A 19,621-nucleotide genomic window follows, 5' to 3' on the forward strand; every position below is an offset into this window, starting at 1 on the left:
ATAGTACCGCCTTTTCGTTCGCCGTCCGGGGTACGGCTTACTGGAAGAGGCGGTATTGCTTGCCACCCGGCAGGAGGGTAAAGCTACGGCGGTGATGCACGGTAGCTCCGTGTTGCGCGATGGCGGCACGGTGGGCTTTCGTGGGGTACCCCCGGTTGGTATTCCAGCCGAACTGGGGGTATTTCGTGTGGAGGTCACGCAGGCAGGCGTCGCGGTGCGTCTTGGCCAGGATACCGGCCGCGGCGATGCTCTGGTACCTGCCATCCCCCTTGATCACGCAAAGGTGGTCAATTCCGGCGTAGGGAACGAAGAACTTCCCGTCGATGAGGAGGAAATCGGGCCGCACCTCCAGGGCTTCGATCGCGCGGTGCATGGCGCGGTAGCTCGACTGGAAGATGTTGTAGCGGTCGATCTCCTCTACGCTGCAGCGGGCCACCCGCCAGGCCAGGGCATCGGCCTCGATCTCTTGGCGCAGGGCATCGCGGGCCGCCTCGTCGAGTTTCTTGCTGTCGTTCAGCCGGGGATTGTCGTAGCCCGGGGGCAGGACCACGGCCGCGGCAAAGACGGGACCGGCCAGGCAGCCGCGGCCGGCCTCGTCGCAACCGGCTTCCAGGCGGCCTTCGGTGTGGTAGGGCAGTAACACGGCGCAAAATTACAATATCCCCTCCACCCTACCCCAATCGACCGGGTTTGCTACATTCGGGGATGCTTCCCCTACTGCTGCGATCTACCCTTGCCTTACTCCTAATGTCTACCGGGCCACTTTTCGCCCAGGCCACCATCTGGCAACTCGGCGAAGCCGACGGAAGCGCCCGGGAGTTTGCCCTGGCCCCCGACGGCTACGAGGGCTTCCTGGCCAACGACTTCGGCTGGGAAGACCGCTACTTCGCCCTCGGGAAGGATACCCTGGCCCGGAGCTTCCCCTACGTGCTGCCGGGCACCGTCGACTACTGGGGCGGCACCTCACGGCTGGCGGGCATCCGTCCCCACGAACTGAACCTGCTGTTCAATCTGGCGGGGACGCAGGATGCCGTGGCCTACCAACTCGTGGTGGGCGTCCTGGATTGCAGTCCGGATGACCCGCCCCTGGTGCGCGTTACCGTGAATGACCGGGTGCAAAAATTCCAGCTGGAACCCGGGGAAAGCGAGGATGCCCTGACCGGCACCGGCACCCGCTCTCGCAAGCAAAACCTGGTGATGACGCTCGACGCGGCGGACCTGCGGGATGGCGGCAACGTCGTCGAAGTCACCAGTCTGACCGGCAGCTGGCTGGTCTTCGATTACCTCAGCCTGAAGGGACCGGAGCAGACCCGACTCGCACCCCCTGCCGGCTTGTTCCTCCACGACGTGGTGGCCGCCAACTACGAAACCGAGGCCGGGGACCGGCGCGTGCAGCCCCTGCTCGTCGACGTGCAACACCTGGAGGGCGCACCCCTCCTTTCCGTTCTGCTGGACGGGCAGGAAGTCTTCCGGGAACGAGTGAGCCACGGGCGACACGTCTTTGAAGTTCCCCTGCCGGCGGTGAGCGCCCTCCAAGAGGGAACATACGAGATCCTGGTAGACGGGAAGACATTGTCCGCCGGGCAGGTTGAAAGGGCGCCACAGCGGGTCAACCGTCCCGCGGACTACGTCGACACGCGCATCGGCACCGGCCATTCCCGCTGGATGATCGCCCCGGGCCCCTGGATGCCCTTTGGGATGGTGAAGATCAGTCCGGACAACCAGAACGCCGGGTGGCAGGCCGGCTACCAACCCACCTTTGAGAACGTGGGCACCTTCAGCCACGTCCACGAATGGACCATGGCCGGATTGGGCACCTTCCCCACCAACGGCCCCCTGCAAACCACGATGGGCGACCCCACGGACCCGGACGGCGGCTACCGTTCGCGCATCGACAAGGCCACCGAAGAGGCACCGCTGGGCTACTACTCCGTCCAGCTCGCCGACTACGACATCCGCGCCGAGCTGACGGCCACGACCCGTGCCAGCTTTCAGCGCTACACCTACCCGGCGGGGGATACTCAGTCGCGCATCCTGGTCGACCTCAAGATTCCCGCGGAGTATGACTATCGCATCGAGGAAGCCTTCCTGGCCCAGGACGGTCCTAACCGGATCGTGGGTTACAGCCGGCAGGTGACGCCCGGCGTGTGGGGCGAGCGGTATTACCGCAAGCAGATGATCGAAAACGGCGACGCGGAGCGGGCCTGGGACGACATTGAGCAGGAGTACATCCTCCATTTCGTCCTCGAGTTCGACCAACCGATCAAGCGGTTCCGGGTGTGGTACGACGGTCGTGAGCCGGGTGCCGGGGATACCGTGCTGGTCGGCAACCGGGATTCGCTGGTCCTGGACCAGCCCGAGGACGTGGTGGCCATCCTGGAGTTCGACACCGCCGAAGAGCCGGTGGTGCAGACGCGCACCGGACTGTCATACGTAAGCATCGAGAACGCCCAGGAGAATCTGGCGGCGGAGATCAGTGAGCCCTACGGCTGGGACTTTGACGCGGTCCGCGAGCAGCAGGTAACCGCCTGGAACGACCTGCTCGGGCGGGTCACCATCACCACCCCCGACCGCCAGGAGAAGGTGCGCTTCTACTCCAATATGTACCGCGCCATCGTGAGCAGGAACATCTTCAGCGACGTGGACGGGAGCTGGGTGGACGCCACGGAGACCGTCCGCCAACTGGAGGATCCGGAGGCCGTCGCCCTGGGCTGCGACGCCTTCTGGAACACCTTCTGGAACCTGAACCAGTTCTGGAACCTTGTCGTACCGGAGTGGTCGTCCAAATGGGTCAATTCCCAGCTCGCCATGTACGACGCCAACGGTTGGCTGGCCAAGGGGCCGGCCGGCATGGAGTACATCCCGGTGATGGTTGCCGAGCACGAAATCCCGCTCATCGTGGGGGCCTACCAGATGGGCATCCGGGACTTCGACGCCGAAAAGGCCTTCGCCGCCGTCCACAAGATGCAGACCACCCCGGGCGATACCGTAGGTCACGGCTTCGCCGGCAACCGCGACCTGGAGACCTACCTCGAACACCACTACGTCCCCTACAACCGGGGCCGCTTCTCCAATTCCCTGGAATACGCCTTCGACGACTACGCCGTGGCCCAGTTTGCCGGTGCCCTCGGCAAGGAGGACCTGTACCGGGAGTTTATGGACCGCGCCTACTGGTGGGAGAACGCCATCGATACGACGGTGGGCTTCGCGCGGCTCCGTCATTCCAGCGGCGAGTGGTACGCCGACTTCGACCCCCTGAAGACCGGCGGCAACCACCAGTACGTGGAAGGCAACGCCTGGCAACTCACCTTCTTCGTGCCCCAGGACGTACCTGCCCTGATCGACAAGATCGGCGCCGACCGCTTCGTCCAGCGGCTGGACGACGGGTTCCGGGTAAGCAGCCCCTGGCGCTACAACGCCCCGAACGAGTTGTACTGGGATTTCCCCGTCATCCAGGGCAATCAGCAGTCGATGCACTTCAGCTTCCTGTTCAACTGGGCCGGCCGCCCCTGGCTTACCCAACGGTGGAACCGCGACATCCTGGACCGCTACTACGGCTCCGGCGTCTCCAATGCCTATCTCGGCGACGAAGACCAGGGGCAGATGAGCGCCTGGTTCGTGATGTCGGCCCTGGGCCTCTTCCAGACCGACGGCGGCACGGCTATGGAACCCGTGTACGAGATCGGCAGTCCGCTCTACGAACGGGTGGAGATCGACCTGGGCGAGCGGTACGGCCGGGGCAAGACCTTTACGATCGTGGCGGAAAACGCCTCCTACGAGAACAAGTACGTGCAGTCGGCCACGCTGAACGGAAAGCCGCTTACTACCTTCTGGTTCCCGGCCAAGGAGTTACTTGGGGGTGGGGAGTTGAGATTGACAATGGGGGCTGAGGCTAATGAAGAGTGGGGTGTAGGAGGGACAGGCCGTAGAAAATAGGGGCCCCGCGGCTAGAAGCCGCTGCTTACCGCGCGGCCTGAGGCCGCGTTGTACTGGCGCGGCTGAAAACCACGTTCTACCACGCGGCCCTAGCCATAGTGGAACCGACACTGAATGATGTAGCAGGTTCTTTCTTCCCCTTCTTCCCCGACAATACGGTACACGAGCCGGTGCTGCTTATCGATACGGCGTGACCAATAGCCCGCAAATTCATGCTTTAACGCCTCCGGCTTGCCGGTTCCTTCAAAGGGATGACGGGTAATTTCGCAGATTAGCTTTTGAAGCTTTTTAGCCAGCTTTCGCTCCCGCTCAAGCATATAGGTGAAGTCTTCCCAACCGGTTTCGGTAAAGGCAATGGTCATCTGGCCATATCAAGATCATCCATTGACTTCACGGTGGTAAGCCCTTCGCTTACCTGCCGCATGCCCTCCAGCAATCGCCGGTGATTCTCAGGAGAAGATTTTAGGTGGACGGTCTCCATCAAAGCGTTGTACTCCGATAGGCTCATCAGGACAACCCCCTCCCGATCCTTGCCGCTGCGTGGAATGATTACGGTGTCGCTAGATTCCTCTACGAGGTCCAGGTAGTGCTTCATGTTGGACCTGAACTTGGATACGGTGATGGCTTCCACTTGTGCTCTTTTCCCCTTTAAACGTACGACATTGCGTACAAGTTTTGGCTGGTGTATGGGCGCTTTTCGCTGGTCCGCGGTTGGAAACCGCTTCCTACTTCGCGGCCTGAGGCCGCATTGTGCTAGCGCGGCCGGGAGGCCGCGTTGTACTGGCGCGGCCTGAGGCCGCATTCTAGCGGGTGCGGAGCCGTACCACCGGGCAAACAATCTCCTCCAGGCTGATGCCTCCGTGCTGGAAGGTATCGCGGTAGTAGTTGTGGTAGTAGTTGTAGTTGTTGGGGTAGAGGAAGAACTTGTCCTCCTTGGCGAAGATGTAGCTGCTGCTCAGGTTGGGGCGGGGCAGCTTGGCTTCCTTGGGTTCCCTCACTTCCAGGACGTCCTTGGCCTCGTACTGGAGGTTGCGGCCCAGCTTGTAGCGCAGGTTGGTGCTGGTATCGCGGTCGCCGACCACCCGGCTGGGGGTATTGACGCGGATGGTGCCGTGGTCGGTGGTGATGATCAGGGTGATGTCGCGCTCGGCCAGGCGGCGGAGGGTGGCCCACAGGGGGCTGTTCTCGAACCAGCTGCGGGTGAGGCTGCGGTAGGCTTTTTCGTCGCCGGCCAGTTCCTTGAGCACCTCCATTTCGGTGCGGGCGTGGCTCAGCATGTCAATGAAGTTGTAGACGATGACGCTGAAGTCGTTGTTCAGGAAGTCCAGGGCGCGGTCCTGCATCTGCCGGGCGAAGTTGGTGCGGGTCACCTTGGTGTAGTCCCACTTGAAGTCGGCCTTCCGGACGAGGCGTTCGAACTGCTTGCCGAGGAGGTCGGCTTCGTGGTTGTTCTTGCCGCCCTCGTCGCTGTCGTTGAACCACCACTGCTTGTAGTGCTTCTCGATCTCGGCGGGCCACATGCCGGCGAAGATGGCGTTGCGGCTGTACTGGGTGGCCGTGGGCAGGATGCTGTAGAAGTAGTCCTCCTCCTCGATGCGGTAGAGCTCGGTGATGTAGGGTTCGATCACCTTCCACTGGTCGTAGCGCATGTTGTCGAGCAGCACCATCACCGTGGGGCGGTCCTTGCTCAGGTGGGGAAAGACCTTTTCCCGCATCAGGTTGTGCGACATGATGGGGGCGTCGTTGCCCTCCACCCAGTCCATGTAGTGGCGCTCGATGTACTTCGAGAACTCGGCGTTGGCTTCCCGCTTCTGCACGGCCAGGATCTCCCCCATCTGGTCGCTGTTGCTGTCGTCCAGCTTGAGCTCCCAGTTGATGATTTTCTTGTACATATCCACCCACTCCTCCTTGTTCAGTCCGCTGTTGATCTGCATGAGCAGCTGGCGGAAGTCCTGCTGGTAGTCGCTGGTGGTCTTCTCCCGCACGAGGCGTTTCTCGTCGACGATCTTCTTCAGGGTGAGCAGGATCTGGGAGGGGTTGACGGGCTTGATCAGGTAGTCGGCGATCTGGCTGCCGATGGCCTGCTCCATCACGTCCTCGGCCTCGTTCTTGGTGATCATCACCACGGGGATGGAGGGCTGCATCTCCTTGATCCGGGCCAGGGTATCCAGCCCCGTCAGGCCGGGCATGCTCTCGTCGAGGAAGATGATGTCGATCTCCTTGTCGGTTTCCACCTCTTCCAGGGCATCGTGTCCGTTGGTGACGGTGACCACCTCGTAGCCTTTCTTGCGCAGGAAGAGCATTTGCGGCTTGAACAGGTCGATTTCGTCGTCGGCCCAAAGGATTTTGATGCTGTCCATAGAGTTCTGTATTTACCCGGGGGAAGGGAGTGAAGTAACTGTACGCTTAACGGCGGGACGGAGTTTATAGTGCGGTTGGGTTGGCAGGGCGACGGATGTGCATGTTCACCCGCGTAAATATTGTTTGGACAATAGCCTATTTTTGCCCTCCCCCGAAAAAAACCCAGATGGATAACCTGAACCTGCTCAAGCGAATTTGCGAAACCCCCGGCGTTTCCGGCTTTGAACGCCGCATCCGCAACCTCGTCCTGGAGGAAGTTCGGGGCCTGGCCGACTCGGTCAGTATCGACAATATGGGCAACGTCATCGCCGTCCGCCAGGGCCGCAGCCCCAAGCGGGTGATGGTGGCCGCCCACATGGACGAGATCGGCTTCATCGTCAACCACGTGGACGAGAAGGGTTTCGTGCGCTTCCTGCCCCTGGGTGGTTTCGACCCCAAGACCCTTACCGCCCAGCGGGTGGTGGTCCACGGTCGCCGCGACCTGGTGGGCGTCATGGGCAGCAAGCCCATCCACATCATGAAGACCGAGGAGCGCAACAAGGTGGTGCCCATCAGCGACTACTTCATCGACCTGGGGTTGCCCAAGGAGGAGGTGGACCGCCTCGTATCGGTAGGCGACCCCATCACCCGCGAACGCGACCTCATCGAGATCGGCGACTGCGTCACCGGCAAATCGCTCGACAACCGCGTATCCGTATTCATCCTTTTGGAGACCCTGCGGCGGCTGAAGGGTAAAGAACTTCCCTACGATCTCTACGCCACCTTCACCGTCCAGGAGGAGGTAGGGCTGCGGGGCGCCATGGGCAGCGTGGGCCACATCGATCCCGACTTCGGCTTCGGGCTCGACGTGACCGTTGCCTACGACGTGCCGGGCAGCACCCCCCGGGAGAGCGTCACCTGCCTCGGGGAGGGGGCGGCCATCAAGATCCTGGACGGGTCGGTGATTTCGGACTACCGCATGGTCAACTACCTCAAGGAGGTGGCCGGGCGGGGGGGCATTCCGACCCAGCTCGAGCTCCTGCCCGCCGGGGGCACGGATACGGCGGCCATCCAGCGGTACGGCAAGAAGGGCTGCATCGCCGGGGCCATCTCCATCCCCCTGCGCAACATGCACCAGACCATCGAGATGGCCAGCCAGCAAGACATCGGCCATTGCATCGACCTGCTCACCGCCGGGCTGCTGGAACTGGATACCTACGACTGGGATTTCACGGCCGCTCATGGCGACGGCGAGCACCCGGATCGGGGGATTGGGGGGGATTTTAGTTGGATTTAGGGATTAGACGGCCTTCGGCCTGAGGTAGACGGCCTGCGGCCTAGGGTTAGACGGCCTGCGGCCTGGGTTAGAGGGCATCGAGCCAGAATTTGGTCAATGGGACCTGCCGCTTTCGGCTTCGACTGGCGGTAAGTGCGCGGCCGAAAAGCAGGCTGGCAGACGGGCCCGCGCTGCGCCCTAATTATTCTTAGCTTTGCGGCGTTTCGACTTTTTCCAAGCTTTCCGTCATGGGTAAACTTCACCGCCTCCACCAGCTCACCGGCTGGGTCGTTTTCATTATTACGGCGACCGTCCTGTTGCTCAGCGTAGAGCGTACGGGCAGCCTCTGGGACGTGGGGGAATTCATCCTCGGCGCCTATAAGCTGGAGGTCGTCCACCCCCCCGGGGCACCCCTCTTCCTGCTCATCGGCCGGCTTTTTGCGGGCCTCGGCGACCTGCTTTCCGACGATCCCTCCTTCATTGCCGCTTTCGTCAACGGCATGTCGGCCCTCTCCACGGCCTTCGGGGCCACCTTCGTGGCGTGGTCGACCATTCGCCTGAGCCTGCTTTCCCTTACCGGCCGCGACGACCGCGCCGAGGTGGGTGGCGGACAGGTAGTAGCCGTAGCCGGGGGCGGACTGGTGGCTGGTCTGGCGGCCGCCTTCACCACCTCTGTCTGGTTTTCGGCGGTGGAGGGTGAGGTCTACGCCCTTTCGTTCTTCTTCACCTGTATGACCGTCTGGGCGGCCATGCGGTACTACACCACCCCGTCCGACCGCGACCACGTGGCCTACCGCTGGCTCATCTTCAGCATCTTCTGTATTGGGCTGTCGAGCGGCGTCCACCTGCTCAGCATCCTGGTGCTGCCCTTTATCACCATCCTGTTCTACCTGCGCGAGCGGGGCCAGCTCTTCCTCACCCGGGTGGGCAAGATCGTGGGCTACCTCTTCGCGGCCAGCATCCTCCTTACGTCGGCTTCCTTTACGGCCAAGCTGATGGGGATTGGCGCGGTCGCGGGTGCCACTTACTTCCTGGGAGGCCGCAAACTGCCGCAGTGGGCGCAGTTCATCGTTGCCGCCGGCACCGGAGTCCTGATGATCGGCATCATCCAGACGCTGGTCATCATCGGCGTGCCTTCCGTCTGGCACTGGTTCGAGATCGGGCTGGTGAACAGCGGGCTGCCCGTCCACATCGGCATCGTACCCACCCTGCTGGCCTACGGCGGCCTGCTCTACCTCGCCTTCCGCTACGCCCACCGCCACCAGGACCAGGGCGTGCAGCTGGCGGCCATGGGCATCGCCTCCATCCTGATTGCCTACAGCGTCATCGCGGTGGTGGTGATCCGGGCCGAGGCCAAGACGCCGGTCAACATGAACAACCCGGACAACGTCACCAGCCTGCTGCCCTACCTGAACCGCGAGCAGTACGGCGAGCGCAGTCTGGTCTTCGGCCCCCACTTCGACGCCCAGGTCATCGCCACCGACGTGGAGGACCGCTACGGACTGGTCGACGGCCGCTACGAATACACCAACTACAAGATCACCCCCCGCTACGAGGAGGACAAGCAGATGCTCTTCCCCCGTATGGCCGACGGCACCCAGGGGCGCCCCGGCCTCTACAAGCGGTGGCTCGGGCTCGACCCTTCCCAGCCCCTCCCTTACGGCCGCCCATCGATGGCCGACAACCTGAAGTTCATGGTCAACTACCAGCTGGGCTGGATGTACTGGCGCTACTTCATGTGGAACTTCAGCGGCCGGCAGAACGGCGACCAGGGTTACTTCTCCTGGGACAAGAGCAGCGGCAACTGGATCACCGGCATCAAGTTCCTCGACGAGCTGCGGCTGGGCAACCTCGACGAGCTGCCCGAGGACTTCCGCAACGATCCGGCCCGCAATACCTACTTCCTGCTCCCCTTCCTCTTTGGCCTGCTGGGGCTCTTCTGGCATTCCGGCAAGCGCGGGGAGGAATTCCTGGCCCTGCTGACGCTTTTCGTCATCACTGGTATCGGCATCGTGATCTACACCAACCAGCCCCCGAATGAACCGCGGGAGCGCGACTACGTACTGGTGGGCTCCTTCTTCGTCTTCTGTATGTGGATGGGCATGGCCGTACCGGCCCTCTACGAGTTCGTGAAGCGGCAGTTCCGCGCCCGCGGCACGGTGGCCGCCCTCGGCGCCGCGGCCCTGGTGCTCTCGGCCCCCATCGTGATGGTCAGCCAGAACTGGGACGACCACAACCGCTCCCAGCATACTGCGGCCCGCGACTACGCCCACAACTTCCTGGAGTCGGTGGACCAGAACGCCATCATCTTCACCTACGGCGACAACGACACCTACCCCCTCTGGTACGCCCAGGAGGTGGAGGGCATCCGCACCGACGTGCGGGTGGTGAACCTTAGCCTCATCGCCGTGGACTGGTACATCGACCTGCTGCGCTACCAGATGAACGATTCACCGGTCATCGACCTCCAGCTCACCGAGGACCAGCTCCGCGGCCGGCTGCGCAACCAGATCCAGTACTACAACCCCCGCAATCCGGACGCCCCCTGCGACCAGGGCCCCCAGGTGAGCCTGGAGGAGTTCATGAACGAGCTGGCCACCGACAAGAACCTGGCCACCCAGGGCGGGCGCATCATCGAGACGACCTACTCCACCTGCAACGTGAGCCTGCGCGTCGATCCGGGCCGCCTGGCCCAGGCCCCCTGGCTCACCCCCGCCGGCCAGCCCGTGGTGCAGAGCATCCCCATCCAGATCGACCCCCGTTCCCTGCAGAAGGACGAGATCGCCATCCTGGACATCATCAACTCGAACTACTACAAGCGGCCCATCTACTTCGCCGTGACGGCCCAGCCTTCGAAGTTCCTCGGACTCCAGGACTACATGCAGCTCGAGGGGCTGGCCCTCCAGCTCACCGCTACCCGCACCCCCACCGAGCAGCAGGCCGTCCAGGCCCAGGGCAATACCGCATTGGGGGGCATCGACGTCGACAAGAACTACAACCTCATCATGAACGAATGGCTGTGGGGCAACTTCGACCAGGTCAATACCCACGTCAACACCAGCTACTCCCCGGCCATCCAGTCGATGCAGCTGGTGATGCTGCGCACCATGAACGAACTGGTGCGCCGCGGCGACGTCGAGCGGGCCCTGGAGGTCGGCGACAAGTACTTCGAGGCTTTCCCGAACATGAACTTCCCGTTCTACTTCGAGGCCTTCACGATGCTGGCCCCCTACTTCCAGACCGGCAACATCGACCGGGCACGGGACGTCGTCCTGCAACTGGCCGAGAACACCGCCGACCGCCTCGACTACTTCGCCAGCCTCGACCAGCAGACCCTGGCCAACAGCTATGACTATGACAACCGCCGCGGCCAGTACATCGCCCAGCAACTCCTCCTCCAGCTGAGGAACCAGGACGACGCCGAACTGCGGCAGCAGGTGGAAGACATCCTGGCCGATTACCTCTACCTGGTCGAAGGAGCCTCCCCGGGCTAAATCCATGAACAAGCAGAAATTCGGCACGGCTCCCGTATTCTTTACGGCCATCTCGACCATCCTGGGGGCGATCATGTTCCTCCGCTTCGGTTTCGCGGTGGGCATGGTGGGGCTTGCCGGAACGATCGGGATCATCCTGATCGGGCACGCGGTGACCATCCCCACGGCCATGGCCATCGCCGAGATCGCCACCAACCAGAAGGTGGAGGGTGGTGGGGAGTACTACATCATCAGCCGCTCTTTCGGTCTGGTGATCGGCTCCACCATCGGCATCGCGCTGTATATGTCGCAGGCCATCTCGGTGGCCTTCTACATCATGGCCTTCACCGAGGCTTTCAAGCCGTTGCTGGAGTGGGTACGGGAGACCTACGTCCTCCTGCCCTGGGTGGACCAACTACTGGGCTACCCCCAGACGATCGGGATTCCGGCCCTGCTGCTGCTCACCCTGCTGATCCTCACCAAGGGGGCGGACCTGGGCGTCAAGGTGCTCTACTTCGTAGTGGCCACCCTGGCCCTTTCGCTGCTGGCTTTTTTCGTGGGCACCACCGACTACGCCCGCACTCACGAGGTGGAATTCTTCGACCGCGCGGGCGACGCGGTGGCCGACACCACCCCCGCGGCCCGCGACAGCGCACTGGAAGAAGCCTACTACCCCGGCGCCGAGGAGGTAATGCGCGCCGCGCCGCCCCCGGCACCCGTGCCCGCCGCCCCGGTGATCCCCGAACTGAGCTTCTTTACCGTCTTCGCCATCATCTTTCCCGCCTTTACCGGTATGACGGCCGGGGTGGGACTGAGCGGCGACCTGCGCGACCCCGGCCGCTCCATCCCCCGCGGTACACTGGCCGCCACCATCGGGGGCATGATCGTCTACATATTCATGGCCTGGAAACTGGCCGACAGCGCTCCCCCCGAGGCCCTGGCCGACACCAGCAACCTGATCATGGCCGACATCGCCTGGCAGGGCTGGTGGATCATCCCCCTGGGACTGGCCGCGGCCACCATCTCCTCGGCCCTGGGTTCCATTCTGGTGGCCCCTCGCACCCTGCAGGCCATCGCCGCCGACAACATCTTCCCGGCCACCGGCATCAACCAGTTCCTGGCCCGGGGCAAGGGCGCCCGCAACGAGCCCTACAACGCCAGCCTGATCACCGTGGTGGTGGCCGCCTTCTTCATCCTGCTTGGGGCCCTGGACAGCGTGGCCGAGATCATCTCCATGTTCTTCATGGTGACCTACGGCTCGCTCTGTCTCATCAGCTTCCTCAACCACTTCGCCGCCGATCCGAGCTACCGTCCCACCTTCCGCTCCAAGTGGTACGTCTCCCTCTTCGGGGCCATCGCCTGTTTCGGGCTGATGTTCTTCATGAACTCCACCTACGCCGCCGCGGCCGTGGTGCTCATTGGCCTGCTGTACCTGTACATCACCCACAGCAATCCCGACAAGCGGAGCCTGGCCCTCATCTTCCAGGGGGTGATCTTCCAGGTCAGCCGCCGCATCCAGATCTTCCTCCAGAAGGCCGAAAAGGAGGAAAAGAAGAGCTGGCGCCCCAGCGTGATCGCCGTCAGCGACGCTACCTTCACCCGCCTGGGGGCCTTTGACCTGCTGCGGTGGCTGTCGCAGAAGTACGGCTTCGGCACCTACCTCCACTACATCAACGGCTACCTGAGCCACGAAACCTCCGAGGCCGCCGCGGTGACCAAGCAGCGCATCATCCGCATGGCCGAGGCCACCGACAGCCGCATCTACGTGGACACCATCGTGTCGCCCTCCTATACCTCGGCCATCGCCCAGATCATTCAGTTCCCCGGCATCGCCGGCACGGAGAACAACCTGCTGCTGCTGGAGTACTCCAAGCGGGGCGGCGAAGGGCTCGACGACATCATCGACAACTTCAAGCTCATCAAGTCGGTCGACTTCAACATCGGCATCCTGGGACTGTCGGAGCGGGGCTTCGGTCTCAAACGCACCATCCACATCTGGATCACCCGCGCCCACCTGGAAAGCAGCAATCTAATGATCCTGCTGGCCTACGTGATGACCGGCCACAGCGACTGGAAAAATGCCGAGATAAAGCTGTTCGCCGTCTTCGAGGAATCGAAGCTCGCCGCCGAGCAGCAGCGCCTCTACGACCTGATCGAAACCGGCAAGCTGCCCATCAGCCGCAACAACATCGAGGTGCTCGGCCGCCTCGACAACACCGACAGCCGCAGCGTCATCGCCAGTAAATCCGGCGAGGCCGACCTGGTCATCCTCGGCTTCCGCGACGAGGCTCTCAAGCGAATGAAGAAGGACCTCTTCGCCGGCTACGACGAGATCGGCAACGTGCTGTTCGTCCACGCCGCGGAAGACGTGCAGCTGCGGTAGGCGACACTTTGGAGTCCCGCGCCACTTCCATCCAACCGTAACTGCGTACTACGCCGGGTACACCTAAGCCTTACTACAATGGTAATCTTGGGTAATTATGCACTTCTACTTCTTTCCCGTCTATACTGTTAAGCAGTCGGCTGGGGCGGTTCTTTTGTGCCACCTCCTGGGCTTTTTTTAAGGCTTGTTCTTCCTCCTCAAAAGCCTGAACAAGGTTTTTGTTATGATCCAGTACAAGCCAACGCTCCTTTTCTTTGTTCCACTGTATCCGGTAGGTTTTGTGGCTTACGACCTCTGTTTTATTACGGACAAGGTCAAGAATTACCTTCCCATCGCTATAGTTTCCTCCGGGATATGGCATAGGCAGGAGGGCAAAGAATATGTAATAAAAAGAGAAATAAGTAAACTGATAGGTGAATATAGTTGGCTCCAGCCAGTTATTCTCTATTAACAGGATGACGGCTACTGCTGATATGGCATTGAATAATGCACCCCCTGAAAAGATAAGAATATTACTAAAGCGCCTGTTACGTTTCAGGTTCTCAAAAGTACATACTCCATACCAAAAGAAATACCTGCGAACTTCAAGCATACCCAGGCGAAACACGACATCTCCGGTACCAATACTAACCTTAATATTTTTGCCGCCCATTAACCAGGCAAAAAATACATGTCCTGACTCGTGCAGAAATGCAATCACGGGAAGGACAAGAAAAAAGGCTAAAAAAAACTTTGGGAGGTCGTTTATTCCAAACATAGGCCTGTTAGATGTAGCACACCGCATATGGCAGTTAAACAAATCCGCAGGGGATACCAAGCTGAATCCGCCCGGTGCTATTTCATGCTTTTATCCACCGAAAATCTCGGAAAGTAGACTCTCATGTTCCTTTTTATCCTTGGCGATCAGCATTTTGATGTTGTTGTTGTAATTCATCAGCTTTTCACAGACACTCCCCATCAAAATGTACTCTCCATGAGAGCCGCCTTTTGGCCCCAGTACGATGAGGTCGACGGCATTGGTTACGGCAAAGTCATAGATGGTACGGGCTACATCTCCTTTTTCGTCAATAAGCGGTTCGCAGCGGGCTTTTCCATCATCAAGTTTTAGTTTGCCTAAAAACTTTTCCAGCTCTTTGCTAATGTGCTTCTCAGTAGAATCCTTCAATTTTTTATCTGTAGCCGACAGAAAAGGAAAATATTGCGTAGGGAGTTTATAGACATGCAGGCAAATCAGCTCTGCCTGCCGGAGATCAGCGATATGTTTGGCCTGGCGAAAAGCAACCCGGGAAAACTGGGAAAAATCAATGGGGGCCAGTATTTTATCTACACTGGGTCGGGCGGTTTCAGGAAGGAGTAAAACAGACGTATAGGATAGCTTGGCTATTTTACGAGCAAAAGTGCCGCTGCCTTTAATGGCTCGCTTGTTTCCCAAAACCATTAGGTCTACGTCTTCTGATTGCGCCCATTCCAGAAGAACAGGAATGGAGTCTTCATTCTGTACCCTCACCTCTTTTGCACAGCTGGTACAGGAAAACTCCCTGTTTACCTGGTCGACCAGTTCCTCTTCTATCACCTGGTCGATAGGCTCATCCAATTCAGGAAAAAGCGTAGACACTTCGCCCGGCAATTCGGTGGATTCAAACACATGAACAAAGAAGGTCTTTTCCGCTTTGAGCAGATCAGCCAAGAAGGAGGCGTAGCGAATCATTACCGCATCCATCCCAGTTAAATCGAGGAAAATACATAGCTTTTTAATCTCCATATCTATTCCTGTTTATTCGTTTCTGCTTTCTTTTTCTGATGGCGTGTTACCAGGTCGGAAAGCGTTTTCTCATAACCGCGTTTATCTTTTTCCTTCTGAAGCTCCTCCTCCTGTAACAGCTCCGTTTTCAGTCCCCGGTACAGGCTGTAACACATCACCAGCAGCACCAGGGCAAAAGGAAGGCCTGTGGTGATGGCGGCGGTTTGTAAAGCTCCCAGTCCGCCGCCAATCAGCAAAACCGCAGCAACGCCTCCTTCGGTAAAGGCCCAGAAAACACGCTGTCCTACCGGAGCATCCAGCTTACCCCCCGATGTAATACTGTCAATAACCAACGAACCGGAATCAGAAGAGGTAACAAAAAAGCTGGTGACCAATAATACCCCTACCAAAGACGTAACAAAGGAAAAGGGGTACTGCTCCAGCAGTACGAAAAGGGCCGTTGCTACATTGTCCGTTACGGCCGCAGAGATCACATCGCTTCCGGTCAGTTCCAGTAAAATAGCCGACCCACCAAAGGCAGATAACCATAAAAAGGTTAAGATGGTCGGCACGATTAATACCCCCAGCACAAACTCCCGCACCGTACGGCCGCGTGAAATCCGGCCAATAAACATGCCCACGAATGGTGACCAGCTGATCCACCAGGCCCAGTAAAATACCGTCCAGCTATTCTGCCAATCGCTTTGCTGGTAAGACTCAGTCCAAAAGCCAAGGGTAAAGAAGTTCTGAAGGTAATAACCAGTATTTTGGGTAAAGGAATCGACGATAAAGAGCGTGGGGCCCAGAATGATCATAAAGAGGAGAAAAACTGCAGCAATACGAATGTTCCATTCGGAAAGCACCCGTACCCCTTTATCAATTCCTAACACTACAGAGGCTGTCGCCATCACGGTAATTATACCGATAAGAATTACCTGGGTGAGGGGAGAATCGGTTATTCCAAAAAGGTAGTTCAGCCCCGCATTTACCTGCTTTACGCCCAGCCCCAGGGAGGTGGCCAGGCCAAAAAGGGTGGCTACCACTGCCAGCACATCAATTAGATTTCCAGGCCACCCATAAATTCGTTTCCCCAGGATGGGATAAAAGACGGAGCGAATGGTGAGTGGCAGCTTGCGGTTATACGAAAAGAAGGCGAGGGCCATGCCCACTAATGCATAAATTCCCCAGGCATGCAGGCCCCAGTGCAGATAGGTAAAACCCATAGCCTCTATGGCTGCCTCTCTAGTTTCGCCTACCCCACTGATCGGCGGAGACTGAAAATGATAAATAGGCTCTGCCACACTCCAAAACAGGATACCAATGCCCATGCCCGCACTGAAGAGCATGGCAAACCAGGCCAGGGTGCTAAATTCTGGCTCTGCATTTTTCCCTCCCAGACGAATCTTTCCAAAGCGGCTAAAGGCAAGGTAGAGCGTGAAAAACAAGAATAAATTCACCAACAGTACAAAGAAACTACCAGCAAAACCAGATATCCCCTCCTGAATATCAGCAAATACCTGTTTCATAGGCTCTCCCACCACTAGCGTCACTGCAATAAACAACACAATAATCACAGCTGCCGGCCAGAATACCGGGCCATGGATATCAAAGAGCTTCTTGGTTTCTTTGAGTCCTTCGGTTGGAGTTGGGTTCTCCTGCTTGTCTTTTCCTACCATTTATAAATTATTAAAAGTAGTATCCAATATTGATGTTGAAGCGTGTATTCCACTCCGGGCTTTCATCCGGCGGGTTCGTGTCGGACATGGGCTCACTAACATCCTCAAGGTTTCCTACGCCCAAATCCGCCCCCCCGAAGTCGTTGGTGATCCAGGGGTGGTTTTGCCCCATGGCTAAATCCACATAGGTATACACGCTACCTGCCGTAATCAAGGCGCCGAATACATTTTGCTGGGTTTGCTGAAAGCCGAACTGCCGCCCGTTTATCTCTACGGATTTGTGTTTCTGGGTATAGGTATAATCATTGTATACCGTCACGTTGGAAACCGGGCCCCATTTTACAGGGATCGAATAACTCAGTCCGACTACATACATGGAGGCCTCTGCCGCCACATCGTAGGTGCCGAAGCCGTAAGCGCCCATTTGAACGACCTTCAACTCCTCCCCAGCATCGTTCTTCACATTAGAATAATTGTAATAAATATATTCGGCATTCAGGTTCCAGCGGTTGTAGGTGCCATCCAGGTGAAGGGATCCGGCAAACTGGTTGCCCACATTTTCAGTTACCAGGTTGAATATCCCGGTCCGCTGCAGGGACACCCCTACACTTGTGTTACCCAGATGGCGCACGGCCCGGACATTAAACTGGTTACGCTCCAGGTTACTTTCTCCGGGTACAGGCACTACATCGTAAGAATAGCGCGCTGCAGACAATGCACCGAAAGAGGGCTCTGAAGTACCCCTTGGCTCATACAGCAAAAAGTAAGCAAGATGGAAATCCCAGTTTGGTATTTGCCTGTGCCACTTCAGTCCCATATCGTAATCATCCTCCAGCCCGACATAATAAGGGGTCTGAAACCACCAGGAGTGGGAAGCATATTTTAAATTTCCAAAAGGAACCTGTGTTACCCCTACCTGGAGTTGGTCTTTGTCGGTAAAATTGTAACCCAGCCAGCCGTGCTGGATAAAATGGGTATTGAAAGTAGGATAGAAGCGGTATTCAAAAGAAAGGAGTATACCGTTATTCTGCCCTTTCACATTTAACCGCCAGGTGTCCATGGTAAAATCGTTTCTTAACGCAGCACCTAAAGGGAAGGTTTCTCCTTCATAATGGGTATAGATATAGTTGTAGCGCAAGGCCCCTCCTATCCGTAGATAATCCTCTTCCTCCGTGGTCCCTGATTCTTCGATGTTACTGGTATACTCCAGGTCTTTTTTTGTTCTTGCATTATTCAGACCCGGATCTTTAGTTATCCTGAGAAAAGGGATGAGGATGTTATAAACCTTCTTTTCTTGCTCTACCTGCACGGTATCTTGTTGGGCCTTCAGTGGCAGCACAAAAGCAAGCAGGCCTACTGTCAGAAGAAAAAGTAATCTCATGATATTCGCTTTACCTGAAAAATTGACACCTTCCTCTTCTTACATACCGTCCCTGGTGGAAATGTTTCGCGGAAAGCAAGAGAATGTTTAAACATTATATAGTTTGTTTGAAAATACGTGAAAAGGAACACCCGGACAGCGCCGAGCTTCACCAGAGAGAAGAGGCGTGCCGCCTTTTTCTCGTACCGGGTTAGCGATTTGCCGTATTGCGACGGCGGTAGTGTACTACGCCTAAGGCGGGCGAGTCGTCGAGGTCCGGGGAATGGCCGTGGTCATTTGGGGGATGCCTTTTGCCTCTTCCACGTGGCGTGTGGAAGCACCGGCCGGTAGCGAATGCCACGCCGGGCACAGGCGCGACGACCCACTCAGTGCACCTCCGTGCCTCGGTGGTTTGCTCGGTGTGGCGCGGTGAGGGGCACGCTCGAAGGTCGTGCGGCTGCGCCGGGCGACGCTTCGAGGTCCGGGAGGATGGCCGTAGTGATCTGGGAGTTGTCTTCAGGCAGTTGCACCACGTGCGGAAGCACCGACCGGTACCGAATGCCACGCCGGGCACAGGCCCGACGACCCACTCAGTGCACCTCCGTGCCCCGGTGGTTTTTCCGGTGGCGCACGGTGAGGGGGACGCTCGAAGGTCCTGTAGCTGCGCCAGGCGACGCTTCGAGGTCCGGGGGGATGGCCGAGGTGATTTAGGAGATACTTTTTCCCTCTTCCACGTGGCGTGTGGAAGCTCCGGCCGGTACCGAATGCCACGCCGGGCCACAGGCCCGACGACCCACTCAGTGCACCTCCGTGCCTCGGTGGTTTTTTCCGGTGGCGCGCGGTGAGGGGGACGCTCGAAGGCCGTGCGGCCACACCAGTCAACACTTCGAGGTCCGGTACGCCCCGCGTTGCGTAGCTTAGCCCGCCCTGCCAGACCGTCATGACCCAGAAGCAACTTACCGTTTCCTACACCGAATTTCCGGACCCTGCGGGACTGCCCGCCGCCGACCGCGAGCTGCTGGCCACCGCCACCCGCGCCCTGCCGGCCAGCTACGCCCCTTACTCCAACTTCCGGGTGGCCGCCGCCGCCCGGCTGGAGGACGGCACCGTGGTGACCGGCGGCAACATCGAGAATGCCGCCTACCCCATGTGCATCTGCGCCGAGCCCAACGCCATGGCCGCCGCGGCCAGCCTGCGGCCCGGTATGCCGGTGGTGGCCATGGCCATTACCGTCCAGGCCCCGGGCCGCGTACTCGACACCCCGGCCAGCCCCTGCGGCTCCTGCCGCCAGATCCTGAGCGAGCACGAAAGCCGCTTCGGCCACAGCCTGCGGCTCATCCTGCGCGGGGAGGGCGGACCGGTCTACGTCTTCGAGCGGGCCACCACCCTGCTGCCCTTCGGATTCAGCGGTGAACTCCTGTAGCCTAACTATACCC

Annotated in this window: 13 protein-coding genes; 5 read left to right on the forward strand and 8 right to left on the reverse strand. The window is 59.1% G+C overall.

Annotated features, from left to right (window positions below; all coding sequences use genetic code 11):
• Positions 1-37 precede the first annotated feature (37 nt).
• Positions 38-643: a ribonuclease HII gene (locus CGL56_RS15770; RefSeq protein WP_099107544.1), complete on the reverse strand. Its 606-nt coding sequence runs from the start codon at positions 641-643 to the stop codon at positions 38-40.
• A gap of 104 nt (positions 644-747) precedes the next feature.
• Between CGL56_RS15770 and CGL56_RS15775 the strand changes: the two genes are divergently transcribed.
• The gene (locus CGL56_RS15775; protein ID WP_209280353.1) at positions 748-3,936 is read left to right on the forward strand and encodes a GH92 family glycosyl hydrolase; all 3,189 of its coding nucleotides are present in this window, start codon (positions 748-750) and stop codon (positions 3,934-3,936) included.
• A gap of 89 nt (positions 3,937-4,025) precedes the next feature.
• Here the strand turns inward: CGL56_RS15775 and CGL56_RS15780 are convergent, their stop codons facing one another.
• The 3 genes from CGL56_RS15780 to porX all read right to left on the reverse strand — a co-directional run bounded on the left by CGL56_RS15780 (position 4,026) and on the right by porX (position 6,296).
• Positions 4,026-4,298 (reverse strand): Txe/YoeB family addiction module toxin, encoded by a 273-nt coding sequence (locus CGL56_RS15780; RefSeq protein WP_099107546.1) that lies wholly within the window; start codon positions 4,296-4,298, stop codon positions 4,026-4,028.
• Positions 4,295-4,567: a type II toxin-antitoxin system Phd/YefM family antitoxin gene (locus CGL56_RS18280; protein WP_167641639.1), complete on the reverse strand. Its 273-nt coding sequence runs from the start codon at positions 4,565-4,567 to the stop codon at positions 4,295-4,297. Before CGL56_RS18280 ends, CGL56_RS15780 begins: the two co-directional genes overlap by 4 nt.
• Positions 4,568-4,739: 172 nt before the next feature.
• The gene (gene porX, locus CGL56_RS15790) at positions 4,740-6,296 is read right to left on the reverse strand and encodes a T9SS response regulator signal transducer PorX (RefSeq protein ID WP_099107548.1); all 1,557 of its coding nucleotides are present in this window, start codon (positions 6,294-6,296) and stop codon (positions 4,740-4,742) included.
• A gap of 167 nt (positions 6,297-6,463) precedes the next feature.
• On the opposite strand from porX, the gene CGL56_RS15795 reads away from it, so the two are divergent.
• From CGL56_RS15795 to CGL56_RS15805, 3 genes are all read left to right on the forward strand, one after another.
• Positions 6,464-7,573, forward strand: coding sequence for a M42 family metallopeptidase (locus CGL56_RS15795; RefSeq protein WP_099107549.1), 1,110 nt, complete (start codon positions 6,464-6,466; stop codon positions 7,571-7,573).
• Between the two features lie 227 nt (positions 7,574-7,800).
• Entirely contained in the window at positions 7,801-11,046 is a 3,246-nt protein-coding gene (locus CGL56_RS18495; protein WP_245184169.1) for a glycosyltransferase family 117 protein, read from the forward strand.
• Between the two features lie 4 nt (positions 11,047-11,050).
• Positions 11,051-13,408 (forward strand): APC family permease, encoded by a 2,358-nt coding sequence (locus CGL56_RS15805; protein ID WP_099107550.1) that lies wholly within the window; start codon positions 11,051-11,053, stop codon positions 13,406-13,408.
• Between the two features lie 73 nt (positions 13,409-13,481).
• On the opposite strand, the gene CGL56_RS15810 is transcribed toward CGL56_RS15805, so the two are convergent.
• The 4 genes from CGL56_RS15810 to CGL56_RS15825 form a co-directional block, all read right to left on the reverse strand.
• A complete protein-coding gene (locus tag CGL56_RS15810; protein WP_099107551.1) occupies positions 13,482-14,165 on the reverse strand; it encodes a site-2 protease family protein in 684 nt (227 codons plus the stop codon).
• 90 nt (positions 14,166-14,255) lie between these two features.
• Positions 14,256-15,170 carry a universal stress protein gene (locus CGL56_RS15815; protein ID WP_099107552.1) on the reverse strand — a complete coding sequence of 305 codons (915 nt, stop codon included), beginning with the start codon at positions 15,168-15,170 and terminating at the stop codon, positions 14,256-14,258.
• Positions 15,171-15,172: 2 nt separating this feature from the next.
• Positions 15,173-16,825 (reverse strand): BCCT family transporter, encoded by a 1,653-nt coding sequence (locus CGL56_RS15820; RefSeq protein ID WP_099107553.1) that lies wholly within the window; start codon positions 16,823-16,825, stop codon positions 15,173-15,175.
• Positions 16,826-16,835: 10 nt separating this feature from the next.
• Positions 16,836-18,206 carry a hypothetical protein gene (locus tag CGL56_RS15825; protein WP_099107554.1) on the reverse strand — a complete coding sequence of 457 codons (1,371 nt, stop codon included), beginning with the start codon at positions 18,204-18,206 and terminating at the stop codon, positions 16,836-16,838.
• A gap of 919 nt (positions 18,207-19,125) precedes the next feature.
• On the opposite strand from CGL56_RS15825, the gene CGL56_RS15830 reads away from it, so the two are divergent.
• Positions 19,126-19,608, forward strand: coding sequence for a cytidine deaminase (locus tag CGL56_RS15830; RefSeq protein ID WP_099107555.1), 483 nt, complete (start codon positions 19,126-19,128; stop codon positions 19,606-19,608).
• Positions 19,609-19,621 lie beyond the last annotated feature (13 nt).

Source organism: Neolewinella marina (assembly GCF_002631205.1).
In the GTDB taxonomy this organism is placed as follows: Bacteria; Bacteroidota; Bacteroidia; order Chitinophagales; family Saprospiraceae; genus Neolewinella; species Neolewinella marina.